This window comes from Vibrio ishigakensis, assembly GCF_024347675.1.
Taxonomy (GTDB): Bacteria; Pseudomonadota; Gammaproteobacteria; order Enterobacterales; family Vibrionaceae; genus Vibrio; species Vibrio ishigakensis.
Genome location: NZ_AP024882.1, coordinates 1,707,452 through 1,732,756 on the forward strand (window position 1 = coordinate 1,707,452; position 25,305 = coordinate 1,732,756).

General features: G+C 44.9%; 20 protein-coding genes. 8 read left to right on the top strand and 12 right to left on the bottom strand.

Annotated features, from left to right (window positions below):
• Positions 1-39: 39 nt before the first annotated feature.
• Genes Pcarn_RS21685 through Pcarn_RS21695 form a run of 3 tightly spaced genes read right to left on the bottom strand, consistent with a single transcriptional unit; the run spans position 40 to position 4,014 of the window.
• Entirely contained in the window at positions 40-1,596 is a 1,557-nt protein-coding gene (locus tag Pcarn_RS21685) for a hydantoinase/oxoprolinase family protein (RefSeq protein WP_261836409.1), read from the bottom strand.
• Entirely contained in the window at positions 1,596-2,723 is a 1,128-nt protein-coding gene (locus tag Pcarn_RS21690) for a DUF917 domain-containing protein (RefSeq protein ID WP_261836410.1), read from the bottom strand. The genes Pcarn_RS21685 and Pcarn_RS21690 overlap by 1 nt, the downstream gene beginning before the upstream one ends.
• Positions 2,713-4,014: a cytosine permease gene (locus Pcarn_RS21695; RefSeq protein ID WP_261836411.1), complete on the bottom strand. Its 1,302-nt coding sequence runs from the start codon at positions 4,012-4,014 to the stop codon at positions 2,713-2,715. Before Pcarn_RS21695 ends, Pcarn_RS21690 begins: the two co-directional genes overlap by 11 nt.
• Positions 4,015-4,133: 119 nt before the next feature.
• Here Pcarn_RS21695 and Pcarn_RS21700 point away from each other — a divergent pair, with 119 nt between their 5' ends.
• The gene (locus Pcarn_RS21700; RefSeq protein ID WP_261836412.1) at positions 4,134-5,069 is read left to right on the top strand and encodes a LysR family transcriptional regulator; all 936 of its coding nucleotides are present in this window, start codon (positions 4,134-4,136) and stop codon (positions 5,067-5,069) included.
• Between the two features lie 21 nt (positions 5,070-5,090).
• A complete protein-coding gene (locus Pcarn_RS21705; RefSeq protein ID WP_261836413.1) occupies positions 5,091-5,708 on the top strand; it encodes an NUDIX hydrolase in 618 nt (205 codons plus the stop codon).
• A gap of 55 nt (positions 5,709-5,763) precedes the next feature.
• Here the strand turns inward: Pcarn_RS21705 and Pcarn_RS21710 are convergent, their stop codons facing one another.
• Positions 5,764-6,609 (bottom strand): LysR family transcriptional regulator, encoded by an 846-nt coding sequence (locus Pcarn_RS21710; protein ID WP_261836414.1) that lies wholly within the window; start codon positions 6,607-6,609, stop codon positions 5,764-5,766.
• 177 nt (positions 6,610-6,786) lie between these two features.
• On the opposite strand from Pcarn_RS21710, the gene Pcarn_RS21715 reads away from it, so the two are divergent.
• Both Pcarn_RS21715 and Pcarn_RS21720 read left to right on the top strand, forming a co-directional pair.
• Positions 6,787-8,205, top strand: a complete 1,419-nt coding sequence (locus tag Pcarn_RS21715; protein ID WP_261836415.1) for a YfcC family protein — start codon at positions 6,787-6,789, stop codon at positions 8,203-8,205.
• Positions 8,206-8,216: 11 nt separating this feature from the next.
• Positions 8,217-10,034 carry a CocE/NonD family hydrolase gene (locus Pcarn_RS21720; RefSeq protein WP_261836416.1) on the top strand — a complete coding sequence of 606 codons (1,818 nt, stop codon included), beginning with the start codon at positions 8,217-8,219 and terminating at the stop codon, positions 10,032-10,034.
• A gap of 32 nt (positions 10,035-10,066) precedes the next feature.
• On the opposite strand, the gene Pcarn_RS21725 is transcribed toward Pcarn_RS21720, so the two are convergent.
• The 4 genes from Pcarn_RS21725 to Pcarn_RS21740 form a co-directional block, all read right to left on the bottom strand.
• Positions 10,067-10,999: a helix-turn-helix transcriptional regulator gene (locus Pcarn_RS21725; protein WP_261836417.1), complete on the bottom strand. Its 933-nt coding sequence runs from the start codon at positions 10,997-10,999 to the stop codon at positions 10,067-10,069.
• Between the two features lie 12 nt (positions 11,000-11,011).
• A complete protein-coding gene (locus Pcarn_RS21730; RefSeq protein WP_261836418.1) occupies positions 11,012-11,485 on the bottom strand; it encodes a YbaK/EbsC family protein in 474 nt (157 codons plus the stop codon).
• A gap of 90 nt (positions 11,486-11,575) precedes the next feature.
• Positions 11,576-11,755: a DUF2986 domain-containing protein gene (locus tag Pcarn_RS21735; protein WP_261836419.1), complete on the bottom strand. Its 180-nt coding sequence runs from the start codon at positions 11,753-11,755 to the stop codon at positions 11,576-11,578.
• A 54-nt stretch (positions 11,756-11,809) separates the two neighbouring features.
• Entirely contained in the window at positions 11,810-13,621 is a 1,812-nt protein-coding gene (locus Pcarn_RS21740; protein WP_261836420.1) for a cation:proton antiporter, read from the bottom strand.
• A 208-nt stretch (positions 13,622-13,829) separates the two neighbouring features.
• Here Pcarn_RS21740 and Pcarn_RS21745 point away from each other — a divergent pair, with 208 nt between their 5' ends.
• On the top strand, positions 13,830-14,618 hold the full coding sequence (locus Pcarn_RS21745) for a hypothetical protein (RefSeq protein ID WP_261836421.1): 789 nt from the start codon (positions 13,830-13,832) through the stop codon (positions 14,616-14,618).
• A 249-nt stretch (positions 14,619-14,867) separates the two neighbouring features.
• On the opposite strand, the gene Pcarn_RS21750 is transcribed toward Pcarn_RS21745, so the two are convergent.
• The 4 genes from Pcarn_RS21750 to Pcarn_RS21765 all read right to left on the bottom strand — a co-directional run bounded on the left by Pcarn_RS21750 (position 14,868) and on the right by Pcarn_RS21765 (position 21,336).
• Complete coding sequence (locus Pcarn_RS21750; RefSeq protein WP_261836422.1) at positions 14,868-15,254, bottom strand: hypothetical protein; 387 nt, start codon at positions 15,252-15,254, stop codon at positions 14,868-14,870.
• A gap of 178 nt (positions 15,255-15,432) precedes the next feature.
• Positions 15,433-17,004 carry a polysaccharide lyase 6 family protein gene (locus Pcarn_RS21755; RefSeq protein WP_261836423.1) on the bottom strand — a complete coding sequence of 524 codons (1,572 nt, stop codon included), beginning with the start codon at positions 17,002-17,004 and terminating at the stop codon, positions 15,433-15,435.
• A gap of 118 nt (positions 17,005-17,122) precedes the next feature.
• Positions 17,123-18,898, bottom strand: a complete 1,776-nt coding sequence (locus tag Pcarn_RS21760; protein ID WP_261836424.1) for a sodium:solute symporter family protein — start codon at positions 18,896-18,898, stop codon at positions 17,123-17,125.
• 653 nt (positions 18,899-19,551) lie between these two features.
• A complete protein-coding gene (locus Pcarn_RS21765) occupies positions 19,552-21,336 on the bottom strand; it encodes a sodium:solute symporter family transporter (RefSeq protein WP_261836425.1) in 1,785 nt (594 codons plus the stop codon).
• Between the two features lie 1,339 nt (positions 21,337-22,675).
• Here Pcarn_RS21765 and Pcarn_RS21770 point away from each other — a divergent pair.
• From Pcarn_RS21770 to Pcarn_RS21780, 3 genes are all read left to right on the top strand, one after another.
• Positions 22,676-23,440, top strand: a complete 765-nt coding sequence (locus Pcarn_RS21770) for a carbohydrate deacetylase (RefSeq protein WP_261836426.1) — start codon at positions 22,676-22,678, stop codon at positions 23,438-23,440.
• A 112-nt stretch (positions 23,441-23,552) separates the two neighbouring features.
• Positions 23,553-23,975 carry a hypothetical protein gene (locus Pcarn_RS21775; RefSeq protein WP_261836427.1) on the top strand — a complete coding sequence of 141 codons (423 nt, stop codon included), beginning with the start codon at positions 23,553-23,555 and terminating at the stop codon, positions 23,973-23,975.
• A 535-nt stretch (positions 23,976-24,510) separates the two neighbouring features.
• Positions 24,511-25,272: an oligogalacturonate-specific porin KdgM family protein gene (locus Pcarn_RS21780; RefSeq protein ID WP_261836428.1), complete on the top strand. Its 762-nt coding sequence runs from the start codon at positions 24,511-24,513 to the stop codon at positions 25,270-25,272.
• Positions 25,273-25,305 lie beyond the last annotated feature (33 nt).

A 25,305-nucleotide genomic window follows, 5' to 3' on the forward strand; every position in this document is an offset into this window, starting at 1 on the left:
CCTAGGGCTTTTTCATTATCAGAATGTGCTAGCTATAAATCAGGCAATCTTACCCGCCGCTTTGATCTTCACATGCACCATGTTGCCTTGCAGATAACTAAGTGGAATTTCACTGCGCTCAATAACCGCAACGCTTTCAGGGCAAGCGCCAGCTTCAACAGCCAAGTCTTGCGCCTCTTGTTCCAAAGCATCTAGCACCTGTTGACGTTCACTCGGTGCGATAGGCACTATCTTGTCTAGTTGACCCGAGATCTCCCCAAGAGCAACACCAATAGCATTGGCTACTTCAAAATTCTGCGGACGAACAACTTCACTTACGCCAGCAAACTCGTCAGGAAGCAATGCACTACCGCCGCCAACAAGGATAACTGGCACTTCAGCAGCCGAGGTTTTCATCTTGTCGATGCCCTCTTCCACTACCTCAATCATCTGCTTGTAGATAGTAGAGGCTGACTCTTGAGATAGGTCCACCTCTTGAGGTTTGTTTTCCGCATGCCACTGCATCTTATCCAGAGTCAGAGCTACATCGGTTAGCGTAAGGGTGTCGCCACCAAAACTCTTACCTTTTGCTAGAAGCTCGTGACCAACACTATCTGGGCCTAAGGTAAAGCCCCGCTCTTTATCGCGAACAATAGTGCCGCCACCAATAGCCAAAGCTAGGATATCTGGCATACGGAAGTTGGTTCTCACCTCACCAAGCTCAACTGCGATACTCGATTCGCGTGGATAGCCATGCACCAGCGCGCCGATATCTGCTGTGGTGCCGCCCACATCGACCACGATAGCGTCATCTAATTTGGACAGATGACTTGCACCACGAATAGAGTTGGTTGGGCCGCAAGCTACCGTCAAAATTGGGTACTTAAGGGCAAACTCTTGCGACATCAGAGTGCCATCGTTTTGACCAAAATATGGGTGTACCAAAATGCGGTGTGACTCTAGTGCATTGCAGAAGCCCTGAACGAAACGCTTAGCCGTTCCTTGAAGAGCTGCGTTCAGAATAGTCGCGTTTTCACGCTCTAGAATACCCAAGCTACCCACTTGGTGAGAAACAGAGATGTTTACCTCAGGAAGTTCCTCTCGAACCCAGTCCGCTACCTGATTCTCTTGCTCACCATTCACCGGGGAGAACACGCCACAGATAGCGATTGAATCTACCTTGCCACGCATCTTAGCGCACAGGTCACGGATCTCTTGTTCTTGAATATCGGCAATCAGTTGACCGTCATATTCGTAACCACCGTGTGCCTGATAAAAATGCTCGCCTAGCAAGGCTTGCCATGAGTCACTCCAACCGCAAAGCGGAGGAACACTGCTACCGCTTGGCAGAGCAAGACGGATCATACCAACCCGGTCTAATCCCTTTTTCTCTACAATGGCGTTGGTGCATTGGGTTGTACCTAGCATTGCATGTTTGATTTGCGCACCGCTAGCACCACTTTGCTCAAGTAGAGCAGTAATCGCGCCATCGATACCAGTGAAAATGTCGTGTGAGGTAGGTACTTTTACCTTAGCCACACATTCAAGATTTGAGTCGAGCAATACACCGTCTGTGTTAGTACCGCCAACATCTATACCCAAACGAAACTGTTGCATTATGCCGACTCTCCCTCGGTTAGTTGCTCTATGGTCTTGTAATCAACGTCGTAACCAAAGTAATTAGGACCTGCGACCTCAATGCCTTTTTCGGTGCGCCACTTAGGGTCACAAGGATAGGCAATTAAATCCACACGTTGACCGTATCTTAGTTGCTCGGTAGTTACCGGCTGACCCGTTTCGTGGTCAAGAATAGAGATAAGATCTGGCGTGGTCGCTAGCAAAGACTCTTCGCTTAGATCCTCAGCTTTGCGTCCTTTATGAGCCAGCAGAAGTTCATTTTGGAAGTGCACACACACATCCTTTGGCTGAGCTTCTGTGCCTGCTTTATTAAGCTTCTCTATGATTACGCCACCAGTGACAAAACCGCCTGCGGTAGTGCGCTCAATATCAACTATCTTGCCACTCACGAGACGTGTGCCACCAACGATCTCAAGCACGGCATCTACGGCATTTTCACCGTTTTTGTTTGCGTTTCGGATTGCTTGACCGATTTTCATCGCCTCAGTTAGTGTGCCGCCTAATGCGCTACGTTTAAGGTTGTGCCCTTTCATCGGGTAGTCACACATAGCCGCGCTACCACCCATCTCTTCTGTAATAGGTCGAGCAAAGCGCTCTGACCACACGCCATCGAGTGGATGTAGGGTAACCACGTTACCCTTTTCATCGGCTAGCGTGTTTGGCGCCGATGGAAGACCATCTAGGTAAAAGGTCACCATCTGAGATTCAGGGAAAGCACGCCCCATAGCATCACAATCCACTACAGGAATGCCTTTTTGCGCCGCGACCAGAATCGGGATAAGAGAGTTAAAGCCACCTACCTCGATTGGAAACGTTGCTTGAATCTCTTCACCTAGTGCCTGCTCCATCGCCTCGAATGCCACAAGCATCTGAGACTCAGAATTAATCTTTTCAATAGATACCGTCGGTGCACCGATCATCGATGACGGAACCGTCATCCAATCGTCTTGAACCTCATCCAGAGAGATGATCTCTACCGGCTTTTTAGCGTTCTTAATAGCCACTTTAGCCATCAAAGCACCGCTATAAGGATCACCGCCGCCGCCTGTGCCAAGCACGGTCGCGCCAAGAGCAATATCGTCAATCATCTGCTCATTAATTAACACCAGCGATCTCCTTCTTCTTTTGTGTAGCACCAACCTTTACCAGTACAAAGTAAGCTACGAATGATGCAAGGATGCCGTCGATAGCCGAGATAGAGGTTAATGAGAATAGGTTAAAGAACTCACCTGCTGTACATGCACTGATAGCACTACCAAATGCCCATGCAACCAAACCTTTTACTAGCCACGCTGGCGCTTGTTCGATGCGTTCAAAATTGAATTCGTTCTTGTCGATGAAGTAGTACTGAGCCAGATATACACCCGCTGATGGAGCGATAGTCACACCCAGTAGCGTTAGGAAAGCCGTAAACTTATCTACCATGCCAAATTGTGCAATCGCTAGACCTACAACCGTCATTAGCACTACCCATACAGGGCGAGGTACGCGAGGAAGCGCTACTGCCATGCCCAAAGCACCAGAAACTAGGTTACTACTGTTGGTTGTCCACTGCGCAAACACCAAGATGATGATGGCCATCATGCCAAGACCAAGGGTGAAGAACACCTCTACTAGGTTGTCAGTACCGGTTAAGTGAGTAAGAAGAAGCGCTACAACGATAGTGGCACTGTTACCTAGAAGGAAACCAAAGCCAGCACCTAGGATGGCGTCTTTACGAGTCTTTGCGTAACGTGCGATATCAGGGGCAGCAACTGCAGCTAGGATCCAGATAGACATAACAAACGAGATAGCCTCACCCATAGACATAGGCGCTACAATCTCAGCCTCTCCCATTGATTCCATACCCGCCGCCATATAAAGACCAACCGTGATCAGAGTTACCATCAAAGGTACTGACCAAGTCGAAAGCTTACCTAGGGCACGTACACCGTAGATGGCGGTTACCATCATTAAGAGTCCGCCACCAACAAGCGCAGTAAAGTGACTTACTTCAAAGCCAGACTTGCCCAGAGCCTCAACTAGGATCAGAGCGAAGAAATCGGTTTGGAACGCAAACCAACCTACAAGAGACACACCGGTAATAAGACCCAAGATCTTACCGCCATTACGGCCAAATACTGCTGTACTCACAAGCGGTGTCGATACACCTGCCTGAAAACCTATGTTGGCACATAGCATCGCCAACACAGCCAAAATTGAAGAGCCCACAAATGTCGCGATTAGTGCGTCATGAATGGCCATACCTTCACTTAAGATAGCCCCAAGGAATAGACCGGAAATATCGATCCCAATCGCTAGCCAGATCAGGCTGATCACCCACCATGAGCGTTTAGCCGAATCTGGTACTGGTACCAGCTCAAAATCATCCATTTTTGAGTTGTTTGAATCTGACATCCATATCTCCCACATAAATAGTCATTAAATCCACATAATTTAAGTTACCACCTTGTTACATCCAAATAAATGTATATTATTGAATCTAAACATTCGTAAATGCATATGGAAAAAGATTCATGGTCAACAAGGTGGACACACTGGATAAGCGTGACCTGCGCCGACTCGAATTATTTAGTGAGATCGTCGCCAGTGGGGGCATCAGCAATGCAACCCTCAGCACCGGCCTTAGCCAACCTGTACTTAGTAAAGAATTGATAACTTTAGAGAAAAGCCTAGGAGTAACCCTATGCAATCGTGGTCGCAGTGGATTCGAGCTCACCGACGAGGGACGCAAGGTATATAGTTATGCAAACGAAATCACAACAATGTTGCATAATTACGCAGCCAAACTTAAGGGTGTCCAATCCAAATTGACCGGCCATGTACGTGTTGGTTGCTTGGATAATACCGTATCCCTGTCGTCAAATCCCCTATCAAAAGCCATAGAAAATTTTTACCAGCTTAGCGATGACGTGGAGCTTTCCTTAGAGATAGGCGACTACACCCAGCTCAACGACAAGCTAGCTAAAAACCAATTAGACATGATGATAGTGGTGCTCGATGGCCTGCAAAATCACACCTACTTTCACATCGAGCCATTATTCACAGAACGTAGCTATTTATACGCGAGAAAGGATGTCGCTAAGACCTTTCATGACAAGGGCTATTCCCTTGAAGGAGCGCGGGTAAATGTTGGTGGCTATGCGGCAGACACCATGTATCGCCTTTTAGAGGTCAACAAATACCAAAACCTGAAACTGCTGGATGGTTGGCACGTAGAATCGGGACTAATGCTTACCCTATCGGGCACCCATATCAGCTTTCTTCCCACCCACCTAATAGAGAACAATCACTACGGTGAACAGCTTGAAGCCCTGCAACCAGATAAATGGCACTTTATCAGTCAATTTTCAGTAGTTTTGAAAAGCCATTTGCGCTCCCTCTCACCGGCAGCAAGTGCTTTCTATAACTGCTTGCTCGAAGCGAGTAATGAGCATAGTGTAGATGGGTAACTATTTGATTAAGCGAAGATTATGAGTAAATGGCTAGATTGGGCTAAGCAGTTAAATGCGATAAGCCAGGCAGGGAAAACCTACTCCAAAGATAAATATGATTTAGAGCGATTTGATCAGGTCGCGCATATCTCACATCAGATGTTTGCCGAGCTTAGCGATCAGCCTGTAGAAAAGATTGCTAGCCTATTTGTAGATGAGGTTGGCTACTCAACTCCCAAGATAGACCTGCGTGCCGGTGTTATCCAAAACGGAAAGATCCTGCTGGTAAAAGAGCGAGAAGATGGCAAATGGACTCTGCCTGGTGGCTGGGGCGATGTATGCGAAACACCAACCCAAGGCGTTATTCGAGAAGTGTTGGAGGAGTCTGGCTATATCGTGGACTCCCCACGCCTAGTCTCGGTGAAAGATAGAGCGGTACACCCTTATGCACCACCTTATCCATTCCATATCTATAAGATGTTTTTCTTATGTGAGCTCAAAGGTGGCGAGCCAACCATCAACATTGAGGTCGCCGAGATAGATTGGTTTTCACCCAATGAACTGCCTCCACTGTCTGAGGGGCGTACTCGAGTTGAAGATATCGAGTATCTTTTCAATGCGTTACAGAATCCCAATCAAGCGGTTTACATCGATTAAAACACATTCATAATGCCCTCATAAATGAGGGCAAAACCAAGTCTCTTTTTCGCAATTAGGTTGAGTGAAGTTGCTCTTTTAGGGTATCGATAAAGAAGTCGATCATCTGCTGCTTTTCATCAGAGACAATCTTTCCTTTTCTTTGGATCGTGCCGTACTGGTATCTGGGCAGGCCCAATATTGGAATGGCCACAATCCCCTTTTGGTCCAACCCCTTCAAAATAGTGCCGTTAGCAATTGAGATCCCAAACCCATTAGCTACCATGGAACAGGCGCTCTCTACAGAGTGAACCTCAAGCTTGATGGTTGGCTCAATACCCCCACCAGCGAACCAAGCGTCTATGTCTTTACGAGTCGCACTGCCCTTACCAATTAGGATCATCGGCTGTGATTTTAGGTCGCTAACGCTGATCTCCTTGTTGTCGCTCAATGCATGACCCTCGGGTAATACACAAAAAGGTGTACCTGAATCTATGGGTGTATAACTAAATTGAGTTTTGTCATAAATCCGAGTAAAGCCAACATCAGCCGAATCGGATTCTATCTCGGATTCAATCATGGAATAGCGCCCGGTCAGAAGCTGAAGTCTCGCATCAGGATACTCTTCCCATAGTAACTTCAAACACTTAGGAGCAATATTAGAAGTAAACGAGCTGGGCAAGGCAACAACAAAATGTTGGTCATTGATTTCTCGTTTCAAGGTCGCGGCTTCGCGATATAAATCCTCAAAATGCTCCATCAACAAAATTGCTTTAGATATCACTTTTTCAGTTTCAGGCTTAAATTTCACCACACCCTTTTCTCTTGAAAAGAGATCTAAATCAAATTCTTTTTCAACCTGTTGTATTGTGCGACTGACCTGAGACTGCGATATTCCTAAATCTTTTGCGGTAGCTGTCATTGATGAGGTCGATAACAGTGACTTTAATACCGCAAGTTGCTTGGTAGATAGATTCATGACTGAAAGCTTGTGTTTGCATTAAATGCATAGAATTATGCAATATTAGCATTACTTTGTGGTGGATAAAAATTCTACTTATTTTATCGAATATGTCAGGCAGAAGTTATGGAGAAAACGATGACAGCGATAAACCAAGCTGTAGAAAATGCGCCACCAATGGAAAAGAAGAAAAAGAGTCTCAACCCAGTAATCATATTGCTAGGAGTTGTGTTTGCAGCATTGCTACTTACCTACACCCTAGATTCCGGCGAATTTCAACGAGACGGGAAGTTAATCGTTCCTGGCTCGTACCAAGTTCTAGATAAAGACGTATCCCCCCTAAATCTTATCGGTATCTATTCCGACGGCGCTGAAGCTCAGGCAGTCAGCCTATTAGATGCTCTAGTTAGTATCCCTAAAGCGATCAACAAACAATCCGGCATGATCTTTATGGTGCTGTTTATTGGCGGCATGTTTGGCGTGCTTAATAAAGTCGGGGCTATCGAGACTGGACTAGAGCGCACGCTCTCAGTCACCAAAGGCAATGTTTACCTGCTAGTGCCTTTCATGATGATAGTATTTTCTATGGCCAGTACATTCATGGGCATGGCAAAGGAGTTCTTGCTAGTTATCCCTATGGTGGTAGCTATGGCTCTACGTCTTGGTTTATCCCGTGTAATTGGCTTGGCCATCGTTTGCTTGCCGGTAAAAGTGGGTTATCTAGCATCCATTACCAACCCATACGCCTTGTCTGTTGCTCAGCCGCTAGTTGGGGTTCCTATTTTTAGCGGTATGGGCATGCGCGTGTTCGTTTATGCGGTGTTGATGATACTGGCCATTGTTTATGTGCTGTGGGGTATCCGCAAGGAAGCAAAAGGCATGACTATCGCCGCAGATTGGGATGATACGCCACTGCCAACCCGCCATACGTTAGTGCTACTCGCACTTGGTGTGGGTATCGGTTTCTTGGTCTATGCATCGCAAACCTGGAAGTGGAAATACAACGAACTGTCAGCCTACTACCTGTTTCTTGGGGTGGTATTCGCCGCGCTTGGTGGACTTAACACTAACGACACCATCAATGCCTTTATCGATGGCATGAAGAAGGTGCTTATTGCTGGCGTGCTGATAGGACTTGCCACCAGCGTGGCACTCATCCTAGCCCAAGGTCAGGTACTGGATACCATCATCTACAGCCTAGCGGGTGTAGTTGGGGACAATCAACCACTGCTAGCAGCATTTGGTATGTTCTTATCTCAACTTGTTATCGACGTTGCCATCCCGTCTACCTCAGGACAAGCCGCTGTAACCATGCCAATTCTTGGACCTCTAGGGCAGCTTTCTGGCGTCGATCCTCACACCACGGTTCTGGCGTTCTTGATGGGTAACGGTGCGACAAACATCATCACTCCAACCTCAAGTGGTCTATTGATTTTCCTCGCTACCGCACAGGTAGGCTGGGGACAGTGGGCACGCTATGTGTTCCCATTCTTCTTGATGATCATAGGTTGCGCGTTGGCATTTCTTGCTATCAGCCTGCAAGTGTATGGCGGGTAATGGGACAGTCTATGAAAGTGTTAAAAGATCAACTGGTCACCACGCGAGATCAAGTACAGCTGGCTATAGATATTTACCTTCCCCAAGGGGAAGGTCCCTGGCCTGTGGTAATGGAGCGCACCCCCTATAACAAGGAAGCCCCATCCCGCTCTGAGTTAACCGTGACCGGTCATAAGATATCCCGTGAAGAGATGGCAAAAGCCTTTGTTGATGCTGGTTTTGCCTGTGCATTTCAAGATTGTCGCGGACGCTATAAATCTACCGGTACATTCACCAAATACACCAATGAAGCTGAGGATGGCTTTGATACCTGTGAATGGCTAATTCAACAACCTTGGTGTAATGGCAAGATAGGCACCATGGGTCTCTCCTATGCCGCCCATGTGCAAATGGCTATGGCGTGTCTAAATCCACCTGGGCTTGCGACCATGGTGATGGATTCAGGTGGTTTTTCTAGTGCCTATGAATGTGGCATTCGCACCGGCGGCGCATTCGAGCTTAAACAAGCAACTTGGGCTTATCGCCAAGCGTTAGTGAGCCCTTTAGCCAAGACAGACCCCAAGGTTAAGGCTGCTTTGGAACAAGAAGATATATATGAATGGTTCAAGTACATGCCATGGAAAGAGGGATACTCTCCTATTCGTCATGTACCCGAATATGAAAACTATCTGCTAGAGCAATGGCGCCAAGGCGAGTTTACTGATTACTGGAAAAAATCAGGCATCTATTCACTCGATTGTTACCAAAATATCCCTGACATCCCGATTATGGTGATGTCCAGTTGGTATGACGTCTATGTGAAAAGCACCCTCGATAACTTCCGTGTCTTCAAAGAGAAAAACCAATCTGAAACCGTGCTGGTCATGGGACCGTGGTTACATGGCGACAGAAACAACACCCACAGTGGCGATGTTGAGTTCGGTGCTAGAGCCTCGTTTGATAACAACGTTGATATCGATTGGCTTTCATATCGCTTACGCTGGTTTAAAAAGCATCTGCTCAATCACAGTAAAGAGCAATTCCATACGGCCATGGTATTTCAAATGGGTGGTGGCAATGGCAATCAAAACGAGAATGAACGTCTAAACCATGGTGGCAGTTGGATCAACAGTACTAGCTGGCCTATGCAAAACACACAAGCCACTAAGCTGTATCTCTCTAAATCTGGGCACCTTAGCGCCAAAAAGCCAACTGCAGATATCAGCCAGACCTACCTTGCAGACCCAAATAACCCTGTGCCTACGATAGGTGGCGCTCTCACCTCTGGTAAGCCGGTATTTGAGGGTGGCGCTTATGATCAAAGGGAGCACAATAAGTTCTTTGGCTCAGCCGGTAATAATATGCCCTTAGCCGCTCGTCATGACGTTCTTAGCTTTCAAACGCCTCCCCTTGAACAAGATATGGTTGTTACCGGCAGTGTAAAAGCACGGTTGTATCTAGAAACGGATGCTAAGGACACCGACCTCACCATCAAGCTTGTTGACGTCTACCCTGCTAGCCAAGATTACCCACAAGGCTTTGCAATGAATATCACTGACGGGATCCTGCGCTGTCGCTACCACAAAGGCTTTGATGCACCTCAGCAGTTAGAAAAAGGTCGTGTCTATGAGATAGACATCGAAGCGTTTGCCACCAGCAACCTGTTCAAGGCGGGACATAACATCCGACTGGATATTGCCAGCAGTAACTTTCCTAAGTTTGACGTGAACCCAAATACTGGAGGGGCGGAGGGCTTTCTAGGTGAGAAGGTGATTGCCAGAAATACGATTCATATTTCTCCAAAATACCCTTCTTATCTCGAACTCGAAATAGTGTCTGGACAAGACTAGACAAGCTTAAAGTGCACCGAACAAGGCGCACTTTAAGCTTGCTGCTTTAACCACTGCAGTGGAGTTGTGCCTTCAAGGCGTTTGAAGGCACGGATAAACTGCGAGGGAGCACTATAGCCAAGGTGTATAGCCACATCGTGAACGGAGAACTCGTACTCTTTAAGCACTCGCTTGGCAAACTTAATGTTCTGCTTCTCTTTAAGCTCACGAAAGGTAACCCCCTCCTCCTTTAGATATCTCTGCATCGCTCTTGGGTGTATCTCTAAAAGCTCACAATACTCCTCAAACGAATAGGCTGTTCGTCCAATATAGCTCTCAATAGCTAGTTCAATATTTTCGGACAGGCTCATCGGCTCGAGAGCATTAAAGCTATCTACTAGCGCTTTAATATCTGTGGCCCCTTTATCGAACACTATCTGTGTCGCGTCGTGCTCAAGATATAATGGGACGTTGAGATCCAGCGAGTCTAAAAGTGGCGTATTGGGGCTTTGTAGCCTGATACCAAACGGTGATGGGCTGCCTTTAATTTGTTTTTGAATGGCGTACATCACGAAATACACAGCCATTATTTCATCAGCAAGATTAAGCTGAGTTTGCTTTGCTAGCGGATAGGACGAAGCCATTGAAACCACTGCCCGCTCCCCCTCGTAATCACAGTGAATACGATTGTGCATGGAGTAGCTGGCAAGAAAATCGAGTCCTTTGTTGTGAGTCAATAAACCTTCTACCAAGTTCAAACATTCACTGTTTACTAACTCAATAAAACGCTTAGATCCTAGCTCCTCGAGCACCTGATACAGATAACGAGAGAATACACTCTGCGGAATGTACTGCGCCATTGAGGTATCTAGTGCAGTGGATACCTGCGAGCTATTCAATAAAGAAGCGTTATCCCGTACTTCCTTAGTAAATACGTCGATAAAGTAACTGGCGGTTAGCTTCTTTACGATAGGGATTCTTATCAAACGAACGTCCTTTTAATTCAGAACCTTAACCTCATTATCCATAGATAATAGCAGTGGCTTCAGCTGCTCGGTATTAACCTCAAGCGTGGCAGTATTCTCATAGGGGTGACAGTGTAGCGTCTCAGAGTCCCATACCTTTTGCGTAATCAAAAGGGTTACCTGATGAGGTTCTGCTCTAAAGATATCCAGCAATGATACTCGCCCAGGCTCGGAAGAGAGATATTTCGCTAAGCGATCGCTGGAGCCCAAGCTCATTCGTTTTACCTCGAGAGTTTGTGAAAGCGCATTAAGATCCACGTTTTCATCATCGGCACCAACCCAAAGCCAATGTTTCTTGCCCTTGCCATCACGCAAGAATAGATTCTTTGTCGGCAATCCCGGAATCTCGATATCCAACTGGTTAGCCTCTTCAATAGTAAGCACAGGTGGGTGTTCGAAGCTTTGAAACGAGACTTGGTTGTCACGCAAGAATTGGTAAATGTCCATATTTGTCCTCCTTCAAGCATTAAACCAATATCCAAGGCACAAAAAAAGCCTCATCAACCGATGAGGCTCGCAAACCTATGTAACTAAAGGTTATTCTTCTGGTTTCTCTACAGACTCACTCTGTTCCGTGTCCAATTGCGCCTGCTCTTCTTCCATCTTGGCGCGCTCTGCCTTAGAGATGTACTTTGGCTTATTGTTCTTGTGCATTCGGGCATTCTTCTTTTTGTGCTTCGCTAGCAGGCTATCTTTGACTCGCTTCTTACGGCTCATAATCGTCTCTCATAATTCTTTGGCAGGCATACTAACAAAACTGAGCTGAGATTTTTATCTCGAACCGCGTCTATCTTCGCCACTCCAAACCTTTTTGACCAAAGAAACCACAGTTTCCCCTTCACTTGGGGCAAATTCGGTGCTGTCTCCGACTAGGTGAATCCGCTCTTGGGCAGTCACTACAAAGACCGGCTGGATTAGGGTGTCGGCATACTGTTTTAGATAGTCTTCATAGGTGAAGCTCTCACTTAACTTGGTGTGCTTTATTTCAGCTCCTTGATTAATCAAGCTCGCCAGTTTCTTGAAGCTGTGTTTACCACCAAACAGAGTCTGCCCGAAGGACCCGCTGCCTACGATATGTTTGTCACCATTATTGTTCTTAACGTCTCTTAAGCAGAAGACGCGCTGCGAACCAAAATCGGAGACATATTGCATACACGACATAATATTAAAGTGCTTATCAGGGGTGACAGCAGCGACATGCCCTATCCCGATAAGATCCAAATACTCATCCGCATGCGACGAGGTAGGGTTACCGAAGTAGAACTCCAAGCCCGACATCTTGGCTTGGCTAATGTAATCCCAGTTCGAATCCGCCACCACCACTCGGCAATCGTATTTCTTAAGTGCTAAAGCAATGCTTCTTGCCACATCGTTAGCACCTATAACCAAAAAGCCTTTTGGCGCAGGCTCAGCAACCCCAAGCATTCTTGCCATAGGCTTAGCCGAGATAGACTGCAAAACAACAGTGCCGATTATCACCATGAAGATAAGTGGCACCAGCAACCTAGCCTCTTCCACGCCATACTGATAAAGCTTAATAGCAAAAAGTGCCGATACTGAGGCGGCCACTATGCCTCGTGGTGCTACCCAAGCAAGGAAGATCTTCTCTTTAAAGTTGAGGTTACTGCGTAGGGTTGCAATGAAAATAGAAAGCGGTCTAGACACCAGTTGGATAACAGCGAACAAGACTATAGCGCTGACACCTAAGGTGCTAAAGCTATCCGGCTCTATGCGGGCTGCCAACAAGATAAACAAGCCAGTGATAAACATGATGGTAAGGTTTTCTTTAAAGTGCAGGATATGACGTATGTCCACATCCTTGGCATTAGCTAGCCACATCCCCATTACGGTCACAGTTAATAACCCTGACTCAGATTCAAAGTGGTTGGAGATTGCAAATACACCTAGAACCAATACCAACACTGCAAAGGGCTGAAGATATTCAGGTAGCCAGCGGTGACGGATGACATGCGCAGTTGCCATACCCGAGGCGATACCAATACCAAAGCCAATGATCAAGATAAGTGCGAATACGTGCAGGCTCTGCAAAGAACTGTCGCTGATAATGAACTCATAGACCATCACCACAAACAGCGCGCCTAGTGGATCGATTAAGATCCCTTCCCAACGCAGAATATTAGCCAGTTTAGAGGTCGGTCTAACGGTGCGAAGAAGTGGCACTATTACTGTGGGGCCTGTCACTACGGTCAAACTACCGAATAGCAAAGCCATTGACCAATCAAAGCCGAGCAAATGATGAGTCGCGACACTGGTAACCACCCAAGAAATCAGTGCCCCGATAGAGACAATACTCCAAACGGTTTTGTTGACGCTTTTTATTTCGGTGAAGTTGAGGGTCAGGCTCCCCTCAAAAAGAATGACGGCTACAGCCAGAGAAACCAAGGCAAAGAAATGTTCTCCTAGCACCTCTTGCGGCTCGATAAGTCCTGTGACGGGCCCCGCCATGATACCAGCGATAAGAAGGAACAAGATGGCGGGCAGTTTTAAACGCCATGCTAACCACTGGCAAGCAAGACCCAGCAAGCCAACCAAAGCTATTCCCAACGCAGCCCACTCTTCCATGTCGCCTTCTTATTCTTTTTAAGAATCCTGGATATAACTTAGACCATTCAATGGGTTATGCCCACAAATGCACTAACCAAGGGCTTGGATGCACCGAGACTGGGCAACAAAACAACACACCTGAAATAAAGTCAAATAAAAACAACAAGTTAATGAATGGCATCGAGATTGCCTACTACTAAGTAGGTATCTTGATAAGGAAGTTGTTATGGATATATCGAGCAATATTTTACTGTTGATCACCAGCATGCATGAGGCAAATGCTGAACTTTCAGAAAAACTGATGGAAACCCAAAGTGCGCTCAATGTTGCCTTTGAAACCATTGATACGGTCAGAAGCCATAGATCGGTGGTTTACAAACTCTATACTGGCGAAGAGATAGACAACCGATTGTATGAACAGACCCAGAGCCAGTTGAATGTCATGGCAGCCAAGGTAATCGAATGTCCAGTGTTTGGTAGCAGAGCAGAAAGGCGCTTGTTAGCTGAACGCTTGAGACTGCTTTCAAGGCATGAAGAGAAGTCTCTCGCCACCCATCTTGTGTCTCATGGGCAAGCGATTCGTCACCTTTTTTATGCCTGTGATACCGCTATGGTGACTTGTATTGGAAAAAATCAAACCAGCTTACAAACCTACAACGAACGCTGGCAGTCGGTAATGGAAGCAGTGGAAGCCCTTACCCAGTATCGCTTATCACTCACAACTTATAGAGCGGAGTACAAAGCAGATATACAGCTAACCCTAAAGCGAGGCGGTACGTTAATAAGCAAGATCCGCAACTTTCACTACCGAGAGATAGAGCGCCCTATTTCATTGGATCTCGCGATAGAACAGTTGTCTAACTCACTATTCAAGCTTGCGAATAAAGAGGCAATAAAGCCAGCCGAGCTCTACCTTGATACAACAGAGATCTCCCAGCAACTTATCAGCGTCTATCATCAGGTCATAACTGATAGCCTGTTGTCTCTGACCGACCAAGGGCAGTTCAAAGCATAAAATGGGATATTCGCGTTTACAAGTTACACACATACGTCTTAAAGATCGCAGATAGGCACAGCCTTCCGCGATGACGGTATTTGAGATGGCTTTATGGTAATGAATGAGGAGTAGCGCTCGTCATCCCGGCCTTGAGCCGGGACCTTCATGCGGACAAATTCCACATTTACGTCTTAAAGATCGCGGATAGGCATTGCCTTCCGCGATGACGATAGTTTGTTTTAATGAGTAAGTAAAAGCGCTTATCGCCTAAAAATAGATTCTAAACCCTGCTTTAGCTTCAAGCTCGAGATCCAACTCATCTAAGTAAATCGCTGGAACAAGGTCAAAATAAAAACCCACCGGCTTAACCCTGAACTCAGCGCCAATACCCGGTGTCACGGCGATAAAATGATTGTCTCTATCCACATACTGGCCGCCGATAAACACATACATAGGTGTACCTGAAATAGGAAAGGTTTTGTTCGCGCCTAGGCCAAATCTGTCATCCAAACTCACGTTTACTCGAAAACCATTGTGGTTCACATCAAAGCCCCAATAGGGCTTACCTACAAACAGACCCACCCCTGTATCTGCTCGAGCAGACCAAGATGCACAAAGACTAAATAGAAAGATAAAAAGAATAAGCTTTTTCACATCGATGCCTCTAAATTAAACGCGTCGATACTAGTGCTTTTTCATATGCTTGAGGTCAGCAATTTATTCATTTTGCTTATGTTTGACACTTCTGTATGCCAGATGATCAGTTCTAACTTTCTCTAGATAAAACAAAGGCGAGCACTGGGCTCGCCTTGAATTATCTATTTACAAACAGTTACTTAAGTACGTAAGTAGGACCTGCAACATCAGCGGTAATGATGTTTAGCTTAGAGGTGTCCGCACCTACACCTTCGGCAGATTCGAAGCCGCGGTCGTTGGTCATAACTGGAAGCTCTGTGCTGTAGTTATCTACTAACTGAGACTCAGTTACCTTACCTACATAAACCTCATCTGAGTAAGTTGCGCCCTTAAGTGGGAAATCCGCAGTTGCGCGAACAGACACAAACTCAGGGTTTGCAGAGTTATCAACTAGGTTCTTCTTGAAGTGGATATCAACACCACCGAAGATGTTTTCTACTTCGTCGTTGTTGAACAGGCTAACACGGTGAGTTTGGTTACCGTAAACAATGCCCCACTCTGTATCTACAAGCGTGTTGTTCTCGATGGTAATGTTCTTCGGAGTCCATTGCTTGTTCAGTTCTTTGCCCTTAACCGCTTGGTCAAGTTGTTCGCCGTTCGCAACGTCGATGATACCTGTGTTGATCACGATACCACCACGAAGATCCGCATTACCTTCGATAAGACCGTCACGACCGCGAGTGCCTGAGATGTAGTTGTTGCGAATTACATGGTCTTCATCATAGATACGCATACCGCCAGTCAGACGCTTCTCGTTACCAAGAATCACGTTGTTCTCAACTGTGTTCTCTTTACCGTGACGCAGTGAGATAAGTGCAGTACTTTCAAAGATGGTGTTACCACCGATCACGTTACCGCCAGACTTAATAGAGATAAGCTCACGCTCACCGTCCATGTCGATCATTAGGTTATCAACGAACTGGCTGTTTGACGGCCATTGTGATGCTTTAGAGTCACCGATACGGATCGCTTCCCAGCTGTTGCCGTTGTAACGGATCGCTTCTTTAATGTCGAACTCGTTATATTGGTTTGGCTTCTGATCTAGGAAGATATTGTGCTTGATGATGTGGTTGTCAGGCGTTTCATCTTTTTGAACACCGATAAGAGTACCGCGCTTTTGCTTACCCTCGAAACGGTTGTTGATCACCTGACCATCTTTACCCCATAGAGAAACCCATAGGTATTTCGGGTATTCAGAGCGACGCTCGTCTGGTGCGTACGGGTAGTCATCGTTGAAGTAGTAGAAGGTAGAGTTCTTAAGAACGTTCTTATTACCCATCATGCGCACGCCACCAAAGCGCTCGTTTGGACCACCTTCAGTGAACACTAGGCTATCTAGCACAATACCATCACCTTTTAGCTCGAACTGAACAAGGCCAGTCACCCAAGCCGTACCGGCTTTTTCAGCTTTGATAGTGATGTTATTCGCTGTAATGGTTAACTGACCTAGGCCGTTATACTTACCCGGTGCGATAACAATAGTCTCACCATCTTTTGCATTAAGGATACGCTCACGCAACTCAGCAACTTGTGCTTCTGTTGCGTCAGTGATCGAAGCTTTATCGATAACGGTTAGACGGTCGCTTTCAAGTAGCATAGAGCGGTTTACATCTTGCAAGCTAACAACGTCCTGAGATTGAGTGTCGTTCGTCAATGAACAACCAGAAAGGGCTAATGCCGCTGCTAGAGCTAATGCACTCTTTTTCATAAATGCCTCTTATTTATCAAGGATATGTACCAAAGGTACTGGGGGAATGTGAGAGGAATACTCTCGAAAAAAAAATGCGGACCTATTACAGCCCGCATTGAACAAAAATCTTTTTTAATTATTGAGCGGTGCTTTCTTCTAGTTGCTCAACTTTATCGTCTACAGCTTTCACCAGTAGTAGACCAACACTCATTACAATCGCACCACATAGGATGAAGATGAAGCGGCCCCACATTGGGTTAGGTAGTAGGAACATCAGCATTACACCTACACCAGCTACTGCGATTAGAGAACCAAGCATACGACGCTGTTTGTTATCCAATTTCTTCTGCTCAGTAGACTCAGCTACTAGAGGTGTAGATAGGTTGTTGAAGAACTTATCTACTTGCTCTTGACGCTCTTCAGAAAGAGGCTTGTAGAACAGAGTTGTTAGGCAGAAGAAGCCAGCTGTGAACACTAGGTGACCGATTAGGCCGATAGCTACTTTAAGATCTGACCACTCACGACCTGTTAGAGGCTCTAGGTTGAACCAGTTAGCAACCATGTCTGCTGTGATTACGAAACCTACGAAGTAAGAAACGATACCACCTACTACTAGCGTACCCCAACCTGCCCAGTCTGGAGTCTTCTTAATGAAGAAGCCACAGAATGCTGGAATTGTCATTGGGAAGCCGATTAGAGCACCAACGTACATCATGGTATCGAACAGGCTTAGACCTTTCAGTGAGTTGATGAAAAGTGCAACCAGGATGATACAGATACCGAAGAAAGTAGAAGTCAGTTTAGAAACGATTACTAGCTCTTTTTCGTTCGCATGAGGGCGTAGAATTGGCTCGTAGAAGTTTTTAACGAAGATACCAGAGTTACGGTTTAGGCCTGAGTCCATAGAAGACATAGTTGCGGCAAACATTGCTGCGATTAGTAGACCAACCATACCTGCGGGCATGAACTCTTGTACAAAGTATAGGTAAGCGAAGTCTGCTGCTTTTGAACCTGCCTCTGGGTAAACCGCACCTAGATCGATACCTTGACCCGCGATGAACCAAGAAGGCATGAACCAGATTAGTGGACCCATAGTCATAAGAACACAAGCTAGTAGAGCTGCTTTCTTAGCGTTGTTCGAGTCTTTTGCTGCAAGATAACGGTAAGAGTTAAGCATGTTGTTAGTGATAGAGAACTGCTTAACGAAGATGAAGAATGCCCAGATACCGAAGATGCTTAGGTAGTTCAGGTTGTTACCAGAAACAAACGATGCGCCTTCGTCAGTTGGGAAGTTGTTGATGATCTCGCCAACACCGCCACCTTGGATGATAGCTACTACCGCACAAGTAACAGTTACCGCCATGATGATTACCATCTGCATGAAGTCTGATGCGATAACCGCCCAAGAACCGCCAGTTACAGACATTACTAGTACAACCAGACCCGTTAGGATAATAGTGGTTGTCATGTCGAAACCGAAGATACCAGAAGCAATAATTGCTAGACCGTTTAGCCAGATACCTGCAGAGATAACGCTGTTAGGCATACCAGACCAAGTAAATACTTGCTCGTTGAACTTACCAAAACGCATACGGATTGCTTCAATTACCGTAACAACGCGAAGCTGACGGAATTTTGGAGCAAAGTATAGGTAGTTCATTAGGTAACCGAATGCGTTCGCTAGGAAGATAACCGCTACTGCGAAGCCATCTGCGTACGCTTTACCAGCTGCACCGGTAAATGTCCAAGCACTGAACTGAGTCATAAACGCAGTTGCGCCAACCATCCACCAAAGCATGCTACCGCCGCCTCGGAAGTAATCAGAAGTGGTACTAGTAAACGTTCTAAACATCCAGCCTATTGCAATCAGGAATAGGAAATAGATGCCAACTATTAGGGTATTGAGATCCATCGTAAAACCTTTGTGAGTTTTGATTTGTTGTTTGATTGATAAAAAGTCTAACCAGAACCCTTACCTACTTGTACTACAATAAGTCTTTAATGTGACAGTAGCCTCGCAAAATATTCATTAAAAAATCATACAAGTGATCTAGATCTAACATTTGATTGCATCCAAATTTGGACAAATCAGACAAGATCACACCTTGTTACAGTTAGAAATAACCATTTACAGGGATTATATCGTGACTTAAATCACACTAACTCCCGATTACAGGCTTATATGCGCTAATTTTGGCGATTCACAGCCGACTCCCCTTAATAAAAAGAAAAACAAACTCGCAACAATAAGTAATACAATTAATAGGTGAATTAGTGTTTTTAGGGAGTGCTTATCCCACTTAATTAAGCGAAATGCTCAAGTGCTGAGCAGCGTACTGAGACTTTTGGAAATAGATAGGCCTTTGAAAGTCGTACAATTAAACAGGCCTGTGAGTTTTAACTTGCTGTATTTCCCCGAATGCATTTAAACACGACCAGGTTCTTAGACAGTTGCTCCTTTTCAATAGATGACGGTAACGTTCGGTTTAAATAACTCGTTTCCTCAAACACAAAAAAAGCGGGCTAAATAGCCCGCTTTCGCAATTAATAGAACCTTTATTGTGATTACTGTTCAGTAGCAACCGTTTCTTCAAGGTCTTCTACAGTGCCGTCAACTGCTTTAACAAGAAGCATACCAACACCACCTACAATCGCACCACATAGGATGAACACCATGCGTCCCCACATTGGGTTAGGTAGAAGAGCCATTAGCATTACACCAACACCCGCTACTGCGATTAGTTTACCCAGCATTTGACGCTGTTTGTTATCAAGCTTCTTCTGTGCTGTAGATTCAGACACAAGAGGAGTAGATAGGTTGTTGAAGAACTTATCAACGTCAGCTTGACGCTCTGCACGTAGTGGTTTGTAGAACAGAGTCGATGCGATGAAGAAGCCACCTGTTAGAGTGATGTGACCGATTAGACCAATCGCAACCTTAACGTCTGACCATTCACGCTTAGTTAGCTCTTCTAGACCGAATGCGTGAGATACCATGTCAGCGTTGATAACGAAACCTACGATGTAAGAAACGATACCACCGACTACTAGCGTACCCCAACCTGCCCAGTCTGGAGTCTTCTTAATGAAGAAGCCAAGGAATGCTGGGATTGTCATTGGGAAGCCGATTAGAGCACCAACGTACATCATTGTATCGAACAGGCTCAGACCTTTTAGCGAGTTGATGAACTGTGCGATAAGGATGATAGCAATACCGAATACTGTAGAAGTGATCTTAGATACGGTTACTAGCTCTTTCTCTGAAGCTTGGTTCTTACGAACAACTGGTTCGTAGAAGTTCTTAACGAAGATACCTGAGTTACGGTTCAGACCTGAGTCCATAGAAGACATGGTTGCTGCGAACATAGCTGCAACTAGTAGGCCTACCATACCTGCTGGCATGTACTCTTGAACAAAGTATAGGTAAGCGAAGTCACCTGCTTTAGAACCTGCATCTGGGTAAGCAGCAGATAGGTCTACACCTTGACCTGCGATGTACCAAGAAGGCATGAACCAGATGAATACACCACCAAGCATAAGTACACATGCTAGAAGCGCAGCTTTCTTAGCGTTCTTCGAGTCTTTCGCCGCTAGGTAACGGTAAGAGTTAAGCATGTTGTTAGTAATAGAGAACTGCTTAACAAAGATGAAGAATGCCCAGATGCTGAAGATGCTTAGGTAGTTCAGGTTGTTACCCGCTACGAAAGATCCAGTGTCACCTACTGGGAAGTTAGAAACGATTTCACCAACACCGCCGCCTTGAACGATAGCAACTACCGCACAAGTAACAGTTACCGCCATGATGATTACCATCTGCATGAAGTCAGATGCAATAACCGCCCATGAACCGCCCGTTACAGACATCGCCAATACTACTAGACCAGTGATCCAGATAGTCATTGTCATGTCGAAACCGAAGATACCAGAAGCGATGATTGCTAGTGCGTTTAGCCATACACCCGCAGATACAACGCTGTTAGGCATTGAAGACCAAGTAAATACTTGTTCGTTCGCAGCACCAAAACGCATGCGGATTGCTTCGATTACAGTAACAACACGTAGCTGACGGAACTTAGGAGCAAAGTATGCAAAGTTCATGAAGTAGCCGAATGCGTTTGCTAAGAAGATGATAGCTACCGCGAAACCATCGTTATAAGCCTTACCTGCTGCACCGGTGAAAGTCCAAGCTGAGAACTGAGTCATAAACGCAGTTGCACCAACCATCCACCAAAGCATGTTACCGCCCCCACGGAAGTAATCACTAGTGGTGCTTGTAAACGTTCTGAACATCCAACCTATTGCAATCAAAAACAGGAAGTAGACGCCAACAATTATTGTATTGAGATCCATCGCTTTACCCTAAACTGTAAATAATTATTTCAAATCCAGTTCAGTGTAATCCGAGCCATTAATATTTTGTATTACAATAACTCATTAGTGTGACAAACTCCGCAACTCGCGACACTTCATAAATCATACAAGTGATCTAGATCTAACAATAAGTAAGGTTGATACTTGGGAGGGAGAGTTATTAGGTTAACGCTGTTGCATAGAAACTGTAGCAATGACGGGCGGTTCAACGCTAAATTCGTCGAAATTGAACCAGATAGAAATACATCTATTAGGAAATATTTCCAATATATCCTTACAATTAAATATTGATTTGAATCAATTTGTCATACCAATCACTGTCTCTTATTAGAGTTAGGTTAGTTCGAAACACAAAATAAATCAGACAATTAACTCAAATAAATAGTAAACCTTTGGTTCATATTTGGCACCTAACCACATGCAGAAGAGATTTCAACAACTGAGATCTCCCCCTATAGGATGAGTATATGTGCCTATCTATAAGCCAAGTCTACTCAGCTAACAGCTAACAGCTAACAGCTAACAGCTAACAGCTAACAGCTAACAGCTAACAGCTAACAAAATAGCATACCGTTACAATTACGTGCCACAACAGCACTAAAAGTTAGACGCTAGTATCAATATGTACAAATGAAGAGATAAAAAAAACCCCTATGTACGTGCAATATACATAGGGGCAAGATCGGTGGTGTACCGTCTCGAGCATTAGAAGGGAGTTGCTCGAGAGATATGTTTATAGTTATGGAGCAGTAAGTATTAAGCCAAACCGAACAACACTGCGCCTTTTCCAATCGCAGTGAACTTCACTTCAGCGAAATTCATTTCCTTAAAAAAGTTGAGGAGCACATTGAAACTAAAGCGGCTTCTACCTTGAGATGCTTTGCTTGTTGCTCTTACTCAACGGCAATAAGTATATTGTATTACTTATTATTTTGACAACTAAAATAAATGCATTAATTTGAAATATATCTTAACTCGAGCTCGAGCTACTCGACCAACTTCAAACAAACCGTTGTTTTTAATAAAAATAATGTGACGAGATATGCAATTAGATGCTTGCTATTTTCCTTCGCAACTTTGCCCACTTTCACACGTTCAAACCGTAGATAGCATGTTTAACGCCCCATTTGTATTATCTTAAACCTCAACTATGGAGGTTTTACTCCATCACTTCTTTAAAGCTAGCGACAAAGCAGCCGTCTCAAACTCCGTTACACTACCCAATTCTTCTCCAAGGCAGAGTCTTCTCTATCGATTCTATATTCCCTTACCGATGAATTTGACGTAACGTAAAGCCAAACGGAAAGGAGCTAACTATATGAAACTCATCATAAATGCCGATGATTTTGGCCTAACGCCAAAAGTAAACGAAGCCATTGTAAGGTGTATGCGCTTTGGCTTAGTTCGCTCCACCACAATTATGATGAATCAACCTGGTGTCGAAGACGCCATTGACCGCTATCACAGAGGACAAGTGCCCCAAATAGGTTTGCACCTGACCCTAACAGCAGGTAAGCCTCTAACCAACTCGAACGAAATACCAGATTTGGTAGATAAAGAACGCAACTTTCTAACTCGTTCTGCGCTTAGTAAAAAGCGAGCAATAGACAAAGCTCAAATAATAAGAGAGCTAACTGCTCAATATCAGGCTGCCATTAACAGTGGGCTAAAACTGAATCATCTCGATAGCCATCACTTTGCTACCATCTACCCAAACCTAAAAGAGGCCTTTATAGAGTTTGCAAATCAAGTGGGTCTGCCCTGCCGACGAGTAGACGTTATAGAAGAAGGACAGCAAAACTTGGCTGTGAACACACCAGATGAGTTCGATATTAGCTTCTATGATGAAGGTGCAACACTAGACGTCTTTAAATCGCGTCTGTTAGAACACAAAGCCAAACACCCAAACGGAGTTGTAGAATTTATGTGTCATCCAGGCTTGAATGACGATGCTATTCTAGAAAGACTTTCTGGATACAATTCAAAGCGCAAAGATGAAACAGACATACTCACTTCCAATGAGCTAAAACAATGGCTTATTGAGCAGGAGATAGAAGTTATTGGCTTTGATTCCCTGATCTAAAGCTATCCCAACAACACATAACGAAATCAACTTAAGTTACCATTTCCGCATATACCTATTAGTCAGTCGCTGTGTAAAAGTCTGTCCCTCAATCAACAAGGGGGAAACGATTGTGAAAAACACCCAACTTAAACTAGCTCTAATGGCGGCAGGTGCATTGGCCCTTTCAGGCTGTTCGGCCATCTTACCGAGCCCGAAAAACATCGAGACCAGCAACGGTTCAACTGTACAACTCACCTACCAAGATCCAGCCGATGCTCAACAGTGCCAATTGGTAGAAGAAGTTGCTTACAACCCGAACTCAAAGATCCTGTTCAGCTTCATCCACATCGGCCCTAATGATTATGATGCGATTAAGCTATCGGATGACTATTTCGTGAATCAAGCGCAAAAGCTTGGCGCGAACTACATCAACAGAGATACGGTCAGCGATACAGAGATCTTCGGTGTATATGGATGGTCAAACGACATAGATGCAGTGCTTTATAACTGTGCGAGCCTAGACGCAAGACCAGCTGAAACAGCCAAAATCTAGTTCCAATAGCCCTTAAAACCCTTCAAGCCACAGTGAAAACTGTGGCTTTTTTAATCAAAAGTCGTTTTAAGTACCTGATTCTTCGTTCAAATCATCATGGATTTGTATGAATATATACCCACATAAAGGTACTGCACACCATATTATTTGCATTACTTTATCGCCTAATTTTGGCTAAAAAAAGCAAAACAGCGTCTCAAAACCTCGGATAATTTCTCATCCGCAGCCCAGGTAAACCCATTAAAAACCTGCAACAACCTGACATATCTTGACACTAAATTACCAATTGTATGACGTAGATCTCACATAAAAATTCCTAAAAACTCCATTAAAAGGGGTTTCTTGCACCAATTTTCGACCAAAAAACATACAATATCGCAATATTATGAGAGCCAGATCTCGCTTTTTATCGGCATGAGTGCGCATAACAATAAATTGCACTGCCGTCACAGTTTGTTACACGATTCCTACCTAAAGTATTTGTCATACATTAATTCAAGACACCACAAAACCTCAAAGAAGGGTAATTAATCAAATGAAAACAAATAGAATTGCATTCGCAGTATTAGCGACACTTTTCGCAGGAGCGGCAAGCGCAGGTTCTTTGGACTATCGCGCAGAGTACAAACATGAAAGCGAAGAATACCAACACCGCGTAAAAATCGGCGGTTCAACAAAGCTTTCAGACCCTGCAAAACTGTATTTCAGTGTTGAACAAAAGTTTAACAGCAATGACAAAGGCGACTTTTGGTATGAAGTAGAGCGTGGTGACTCTGAGTTTGATTGGGGTGTTCAATACAAGATCAATAACAACTGGTACGTGCAACCTGGCATGCCTATTACTTTCGCTGACGAAAAAACCACTTATAAACCACAATTTCGCGTCGGCTATAAGTCTGATTTCGGCCTAACCACTGCCCTACGTTACCGTCATGAATTTCAAACTTATACCTCTAGCTCTACCAAAGAGTCGACGCTCGTTGATGGAAAAGGTACAGCTGTTCTAGCTGGTAAAACAGTTCAACAAGGTAAGTGGACTCTAACTGGATCATACAAGTTCTCTGATGAAGCTTGGAAAAATCTACAACTTAGCTACGAAGCCAACTACAACCAAAACTATGACGACATTCGCCTAGCCAACAACGAAGACTGGGATTGGGATTTGGGTATCAAAATCGGATACAAGTTTGATGCACTACGCCCGTATGTTGAGTTTTGGAATATCAAAGGGCCAGATGGTTCAACTACTGATGATCGCCAGCTGAGAACGCGTATAGGTCTAACTTACTCATTCTAACTAAACATCAAAAATATGCCTCCGAAGGAATGG